We start from the raw sequence: 7136 nt of genomic DNA, 5'->3' as shown, positions 1-7136 counted from the left end.
GCCCCCGAACCCCCGAAGGGGGACTAACCGGAAAGGGAGGAGTTGTGCGGGTGGAGATGGGGTGGGAGCGGTGGGAACGGTGGAGAGGAACTCGGAGGGACTAGGAGAAACTCGAAGGGAATGGGAGGGGTGAGAGTTTTTTCGGGGGATGTGAGTGATGGGAGTGGTGGGAGGCGGTGGGAACTGTGGGGGTTAGAGAAAAAGAGGGTGGTGGTGGGATTTGGTGGTGGGATTTGGTGATGGGATTGGGTGGTTGGGGAAATTAATTTACTAAGGTGATGTAAAGTAATCTGCCGCCTTCGTCGTTTGAGAGCTTTATTTTTTTCTCATTGGTGAGTTCTACCATTGTACCAATGGGAATGGGTTTGTTTTCGGTAACGTCTTTCATATCGGGAAGGGATTGATTGACGAGTACCCATCTGTTTTGGTAAAAGGTGAAATAACCTACAGGCTTTTTGTCGTCGTTAGTGAGATTCTCGTTGCGGATGAGCTTGCGCGATACGTGCCACTTGAAAAGGTATTGGTTGTGGTATATCATCAGGCGATGGTTTTCGGGTTTCCACACATTGTTGCCGGCATTGTAATACAAGTCGGCGATAGGAAGGCTGCCACGGTGAGGGGTACCACAAAACGGACACTTAGGGCGAGCGGTATTATCGAATACATACCACTTTTGTGTACAACTTGGATTGCTGCAAGGTTGTATCAAATCTACAGTTTTAAGCAGAGCTGTTTCCCACTCGTTAGCAATAGGGCGTAACATTGGGTTGTGCAATCCGTCGATGAAAGCGCGATTGAAGAGTTCGGTGAGATAGGGTCCTGTAACGGTATAAGGCAATTTGGCGGGGTCACCCCAAAAAGTGTCCCACTTGCGCAACTGGTCGGGTTTTACACGATTGGTGGCATCGGTGGGGTGTTCTATAAAGAGAGCCTTCTCCCCCATCGCCAACAACTCGTCTTTTTCGGCATCTAAATCCCATACTTTGCTACCTTTGAGCGGGTGGCGTCGCAAGAGATACATATATATAAGTACTGCCAAAGCGTGCAAGTCTGTTTTTTGGTTAGGCAGTGCACGTTTAGGGTCTTTGAAGTCTAAATGTTTGGTGCTAAGCACTTCGGGAGCTATAAAATCGGCGGTGCCAATGACCTCTGGAGGAAACATTCCAGGTACCACCAAACCATCTAAGTCGATGATATTTGCTGATTTGGTTACGGGGTCGATGAGGATGTTGTTGTAAGAGAGGTCGGAATGGGCGAGCCCCATTTGGTGCATTTTCTTAATGCCACGACAGATATTGATAGCGATTTGGAAATAGCTAAGCCAATCGCCTAACTCTGAAGGATCTAAGCAAAGGGGATACTGAGGGTCGCGAAAGGAAGGGGTAGTGAACCACTTACCTTTTTTTTCTTCGCCTTTGAGTCCGTCGTCGGCAAGACGTCCTTTGGCAAAGAAGAATTTACGGTCGTAGATAGGGACAATCACGCCTGTTTTACCGTCTTTTTCGACGGCATCGTAAGGCCAGCGAAAAATCTCGTTGAGGAAATAATCGGGGGCATTACCTTTTTTGATATTCTCTAAATACAGAGAGACGATGCGCTTGATGCGTTCTTTTTGGTTAAAATCTAAGGGTTCACGGAAGAAAGCTACCACATAACGACGATCGGGAGAGAAATATACGTCTTTCACTCCCCCACGTTTGGGGTTGCCATCATCTACATATTGGTAGGATTTGGAAGTATCTATAATTGATTTTACAGTGATTGTATTCATTTTAGTAAATAATCGCGAGGGTTCTATCATCGGAATTGCCTTTGCTCCAGAAGTCGAGCCACTGAAGGAGCTGCTGATCTATTTGGTTATCGTTTTGGAAATCAACTTGACAATGGTCGTCGTTCTCTCCATTGAGGTCGGCTAAGAAATTATTCCAACATTCTATTTTAGTAAGGTTGTTTTCGACTACAAACTTAGGGTCGTAGATGCCGTCGGTCATTAGGAATAGTTTAGAAAAATCGTTAAAGCGATGAATGCCAAAGCGTTTACCGACGGGTATTTCGGCATCGTTAGAATAAATCTCGGGCATAGTGATGAAACGTGTGCCTCCACCAAATTCACCTATATCTAATAGGTTGAGCAATTGCACTTCGGTTTGTGCTTCGTTTAGAATACAAATAGGGCAATCGCCTACACCAAAGGTGAGTAGCACATAGCCAAAATCGTACTTCTTAGCCAAGACAAAAATGAGTGTTGTATGGAGGTCTTTCAGCGCAATTTCTTCGGCGTTAGCAAAATCTTCTAAATAACGGAAAAGTTCTCGCAACTTGCGATAAATGGCATTTACAATATTGCTCTTATGTGTGAGGTCTTTGGCTGCTGCGAAATAAGCAACCACCTCTTGGTCGATTGTGTTTAGGAAATCGCTATCATTAAAACTATCACAAATGAAATGAGTGGCAATTTCGGAGCCTTTGCGTGCAAACTTAGCTGAGCCTGCACCATCGGCGACGGCTATCACTTGCCAATCGTTAGGCAAAGGTAAAGTGTAGAAATCGTCGTCGCGAGCGCCTCCTTGGTGAGCGTGTGACCTGCCACGTTTAGAAGCAACTACGAGTTTTTTGTCTAAGAAAGAAGCTTTTAGGGTAGCTTCTTCGGTTTTGTAGAAACGCGCTTCTTTATCCAAAGGAATATCTTGCCAAAGGTCTTTAGGGTCGGGGTTGATGATGAAAGGCACTCGCTTTACACGTTCGATCAAATCGGGGTCTTGAGTGCAATAGAAATGAATTTCCAACTCGGTACTCGCTGCCATTGTAGGTTTTCCTATAATAGTGTGTGTATCGGGGGAGAAAATAAGCCCCAATTCTTCTAAAGGACTGATATGAGTGATGTGTATATGCGGAAATTCCTCTAAATTAAAGCTAAAATTATAGTCTTTTTTAGCATTGGCATTGGCAATTGGCAAATGAGCATCTAAAAAAGATTCAATTTCGTAATGTATATGGTATTTTTCTTTCACTTCTTCTTGTAGTTGATGCGCTAAACTGCTAATTTTTTCGGACTGAGAGAGTATAGAGAGCACTTTGGCTTCTACACGTGGATTGGGTTGCCCATTAGGGTGTTCCCCTTTGATGATGGTTTGTATAATTTCGTCCATTAGCCTAAGGTTCTATTGATGTCAAAATCTTCATCGGACATAGTGTAGTTAGCCACTGAGCCACACCACGGACAGCTGTTCTCGCCTTCGCCAGAGATGCAGTGCACGCCTCCACAAGAACAGGTTGCCAAAGCGTAGGCATTGCCGCAACAAGGGCAAGAAGGGTTGCCCATCAGCTCGTCCGACGACACTTTGAGGGCATAGTTCGTTTCGTTAGAAAATTCTCTGTAGCTATTCTCGTCTATTTTATAAGCTCCTTGCAGCATATAGATACGGGTTTGCATTCCGTAAATACGCGAACTGCGAGAGCTTTTTTGGAATTTGATAAGATATTGTTTTTGGGTATTAGAGCACTTCCCGCGAATGACCACGAAGTTTTCATCGGGGACATCGTGGCGCTTGGTGAGGTCGATGCTTTCAATGAGGTGATGATCGGGTTTGGCGAGCTTGATAGCATCGGTATTGGTGTTGTTCACCTGCTCGCTGGTGGTTTTAATAGAAGCGGTAATCCACTTAAAGAACTCTTTGTAAGCAGCTGCATTGGTGTTGTTGAACTGCAAGACTTGATCGGTGAGTTGCCCTAAGAGGTTGTAGTTTGTGTTCTCACCCAACGAAATCACCACTAAGTTTGCTTTACGGCGGTAATGAGTATTCCAACGTTCGATAGCTTGGGCGGGGTCGTCGGTAGGGACACCGTCGGTAAAAAGGAAAATGAGAGGTTTCCAATCGCCTTTGCGTTCGAGGGTAGTTTTGACTACTTCGCGGTCGATAGCGTTCATCAGTTCGTTGAGCCCATTAGCAAGGGAAGTACCTCCACCGATAGGAATTTTAGGCGGATAGAAAGTGATGATATCCTGCAAAGGCGTAATGACCTTGCTTTTGCCAGCAAAGCCAATGATAGAGAGCCAAACGGTTTCGAGCGCAAAGGGGTCGGCTTTGAGTTCTTTGATGATTGTAGCCATACCATCTTGCACGTGTTCTATGGGGTCACCGACCATTGATTCGGAGACGTCGAGGAGGAAATAAATGGGGAGTCTGCGCATTTTTTTAGATAAGAGTTATTGACAGTTTTTTTGGTAGTCTTGAATCACTTCAATAAGTCCTTCTTTTGTGAAGGTGTTATATTTAGTTGGATCCATAGAGGGGCAATTTAGGTATTTAGTGAGCAAACGTTGTATTTTTTCAGGTTTTTTAGTGCGGAAAATTCCTTTTTCACCTAAATAAATAGCTTTGTCATTACCTTTTACTTTCAGTAAATAATCATCGGGATAGGCGATGTGATTCAATACGTAATTTCCATCTTTTTCATATAGAATTTCAAAGAACTGATAGGTATAAGGGTCGGCGAAGCTACTGCTTTTCATATAATCGTTTTCGAGAGGTTCTACTCCTAAATAACAATGACCTTCAGCACAGAATTTCACTTTGTCATCAGCGTTAAAAGTAATAACATTACCTGCTTGGTCTTTTAGTTTAAGAAGTCTTCCGAGTGTAGATCTATCGGGGAGAGTAGCGCCCATTCTTTTTTCAATTGACTCAAATTCGATGGTCAAAGCACCTTCTTTTTTCTCATTGTTTTTATCGATTACATAGCCAGCTACATTGTATAAATTCATTGAACCAACTTTAGCTTCTTCTCTTTTTTCATTGTATTTTCTTTTAGCTTCTTGTTTTTTAGCTTCTAAAAACTGTTCAAAAGCTACAGTCATATCGCCAAATGGATAACCATTAGCATATAAACGTTGTACAATACGCTTAGCTAAAGGGTCATAGCCAGGAGCTTTATCAGGTTGTGGTTCTATAAGTTTTGACAATATGCTAAACTCTTTTTGGTCATAAGTTTTTATGATGTAAAAGCCATCAGCTTTTGCTTCATATTCTAAAGAAGCAACCTGACCTCCGTTTTCATCGGTTACAGTATATTTGTAGGCAGCAGGTTTGTTCATAAAATTATCCATTTTGGAAACTTTTGCAGAAATAGTTCCTATTTTATTGCCGTCTTTGAGTATATTGTTTTGTTCTATTCTTAATTTATCAGCATTTGCTAACTCTTGTTCTGTTCTGGTAGCTTCGCGTTCTTCTTCGTAAATAGCGTCCCATCTATCAGAGAAAGGCTGGTCTTGAGAAGCGAAAAACTGATTAATAAACTGGTTATTTGCTCCTTTTAGAGGGAGTAATTCAGGGATTGTTTTTAAGATAGCATCTGTAACATACTTTTCTATTGAAAAAGTAAGTTTAAAGGAGTAAGGGAGAGATATTTCTCTTACATTGTTGTTAGCACCTTTAAAGCGCAACCATCTCTCGGGAGTGCTGTTGCCAGAAACTGTAGCATAAGGGGCTTCGGCAGTAAACAAGAAATTGCCTGACAAATCGGAATAGCTAACCACTTTATCCTTACTGCTTATTTTTGCGATAGGAGTACCATCGATGAGCAATTCTCCTTTTTTTATTTTTATATCTTGAGCTAATGCCTTTGTTATCAAAAAGAAAACTCCGATGCTGAATAAAATTATTTTTTTCATATTTATGTAGTTTTATTAATTTTGTAATGTTACTTAACGTAAGTTTTTCTAGATAGATTTAGTTTGCTACTATTTTAATTTCTGTACAATAGTCGTAGTTATTAGATTTCATAAAGGTAAAGAAATGATCTTGCCATTTTTTTATAGAAGTTCCTTTGGGAGAGTCTACTCTGCAATTTAGAAGTTTGAGAGCTTCAACACCTACCATAACAGGCTGACTTGTTCCTTTTACATAGACATTTGAACGATTAACAACAAGTGTTTTTTTTGCAATTATTTGACCATTTGATTCAATAGAGCACCCTCCTTCTATGGTAAGATCCTTTATTACATTGATATTTCTTATTAGATATGCTTCTGTAAATAAATTGAGGGTACCATTTCCTGTAATTTTTAAACTTCCATTAAGTACCGCAACAGCAGAATGATTTTTAGAATAGATTTTATTATTCTCTTGTAGTACAATGGTAAGATCAGCGGAATTTTTTTCTGTTTGAGAAATACCATCTGTATCCTCTGTAACTTTAATAGAGGCTCCATTGAGGATAAGAATACGTTTTTTGGGTTTATAGCGAATAACACCAGATTCAAGAGCTGGGAAGTTCTCAGAGGTAATCTTCCAATAATTGGTAGCTGTAAGTTGTTTATTACCTATATAGATGCCATAATCACCTGTGGGGATATTTTCCATAGGGAAAGGGTCGTCATCATAAGATTCCTTGTACTCATCTCTTTCATAAAACTTTGCTTCCCAGTTTTTATCAGTTAATAGGTCTAACACCTGTTTGTTAATTTTATTTGCCTCGGAAGTACCTTCTTTAAAAGATTGCAGAAAGATAGTAGCCTTGTTGTTAATTTCTTTTTTAGGAATATTTTGGGCAATTGCAAGCATAGCTTCTTCGTTAATTTGGTTGTTATTGATCCAAACTTCAGAGAGAGCAATATTCTTACTAAGATCTAAGTGAGCGAGTTCATTTCTTTCAAGAGATAAGGTTTTCAAAGCTGGAGAGTGAGAGAGATCAATATTTTTTATCTTAACTTTGTTTGCTATAAAACGAGTAAAGTTTCCATAGAAAGTTACCACCGCACTCTTGAAAGTATAGTTTTTAGGGGAATTAGTAAACACTTGGGTTTGCTCATCGTCATCCTGAAGGCCGTTGTTATTGAGGTCTACCCATCCTTTACCGATAGCATTTATTTCAATCTGTGCACTTGTGGATTGGGTGTAGAAAGTGATGTAGTGCTGTTCTTTTTGGTTGATATTAGGGTTGATTGCCCATCCTAAATCAAGAATTTTAACCTCAGGATTAGGTTTGGGGTCTGGTTTAGGATCTGGTTTAGGAGTAGGCTCGTTGTTATCACTACCTTTAGAGCAAGCTACCAATGTAACAGCTGCTATAAGTAGGAGGAATATTTTTTTGATAAGACCAAGAGTTTTCATTTGATGAATTTTAAATTAATAATG

At 40.7% G+C, this 7136-nt stretch carries 5 protein-coding genes; all 5 read right to left on the bottom strand.

What is annotated here, in order from left to right; genetic code table 11:
- Nucleotides 1-262: 262 nt before the first annotated feature.
- The 5 genes from JMN12_RS13430 to JMN12_RS13410 are packed head-to-tail and all read right to left on the bottom strand — an operon-like array spanning nucleotide 263 to nucleotide 7112.
- Nucleotides 263-1771: a helix-hairpin-helix domain-containing protein gene (locus JMN12_RS13430; RefSeq protein ID WP_203139743.1), complete on the bottom strand. Its 1509-nt coding sequence runs from the start codon at nucleotides 1769-1771 to the stop codon at nucleotides 263-265.
- Between the two features lies 1 nt (nucleotide 1772).
- Nucleotides 1773-3149: a PP2C family serine/threonine-protein phosphatase gene (locus tag JMN12_RS13425; protein ID WP_203139741.1), complete on the bottom strand. Its 1377-nt coding sequence runs from the start codon at nucleotides 3147-3149 to the stop codon at nucleotides 1773-1775.
- Nucleotides 3149-4192, bottom strand: a complete 1044-nt coding sequence (locus tag JMN12_RS13420; protein ID WP_203139739.1) for a TerY-C metal binding domain-containing protein — start codon at nucleotides 4190-4192, stop codon at nucleotides 3149-3151. The genes JMN12_RS13425 and JMN12_RS13420 overlap by 1 nt, the downstream gene beginning before the upstream one ends.
- A gap of 15 nt (nucleotides 4193-4207) precedes the next feature.
- Entirely contained in the window at nucleotides 4208-5671 is a 1464-nt protein-coding gene (locus JMN12_RS13415) for a hypothetical protein (RefSeq protein ID WP_203139737.1), read from the bottom strand.
- Nucleotides 5672-5729: 58 nt separating this feature from the next.
- A complete protein-coding gene (locus JMN12_RS13410; RefSeq protein WP_203139736.1) occupies nucleotides 5730-7112 on the bottom strand; it encodes a hypothetical protein in 1383 nt (460 codons plus the stop codon).
- Nucleotides 7113-7136 lie beyond the last annotated feature (24 nt).

Origin of the sequence: Capnocytophaga genosp. AHN8471 (assembly GCF_016806945.1) — a bacterium.
Lineage (GTDB): Bacteria > Bacteroidota > Bacteroidia > Flavobacteriales > Flavobacteriaceae > Capnocytophaga > Capnocytophaga periodontitidis.
The sequence above is the reverse complement of the archived record's forward strand: the minus strand, read 5'-3'. Positions and strand labels throughout refer to the sequence as shown.

Coding starts and splice junctions, on each gene's coding strand:
- JMN12_RS13430 (WP_203139743.1), bottom strand. CDS start 1,771: ATGAATACAATCACTGTAAAATCAATTATAGATACTTCCAAATCCTAC.
- JMN12_RS13425 (WP_203139741.1), bottom strand. CDS start 3,149: ATGGACGAAATTATACAAACCATCATCAAAGGGGAACACCCTAATGGG.
- JMN12_RS13420 (WP_203139739.1), bottom strand. CDS start 4,192: ATGCGCAGACTCCCCATTTATTTCCTCCTCGACGTCTCCGAATCAATG.
- JMN12_RS13415 (WP_203139737.1), bottom strand. CDS start 5,671: ATGAAAAAAATAATTTTATTCAGCATCGGAGTTTTCTTTTTGATAACA.
- JMN12_RS13410 (WP_203139736.1), bottom strand. CDS start 7,112: ATGAAAACTCTTGGTCTTATCAAAAAAATATTCCTCCTACTTATAGCA.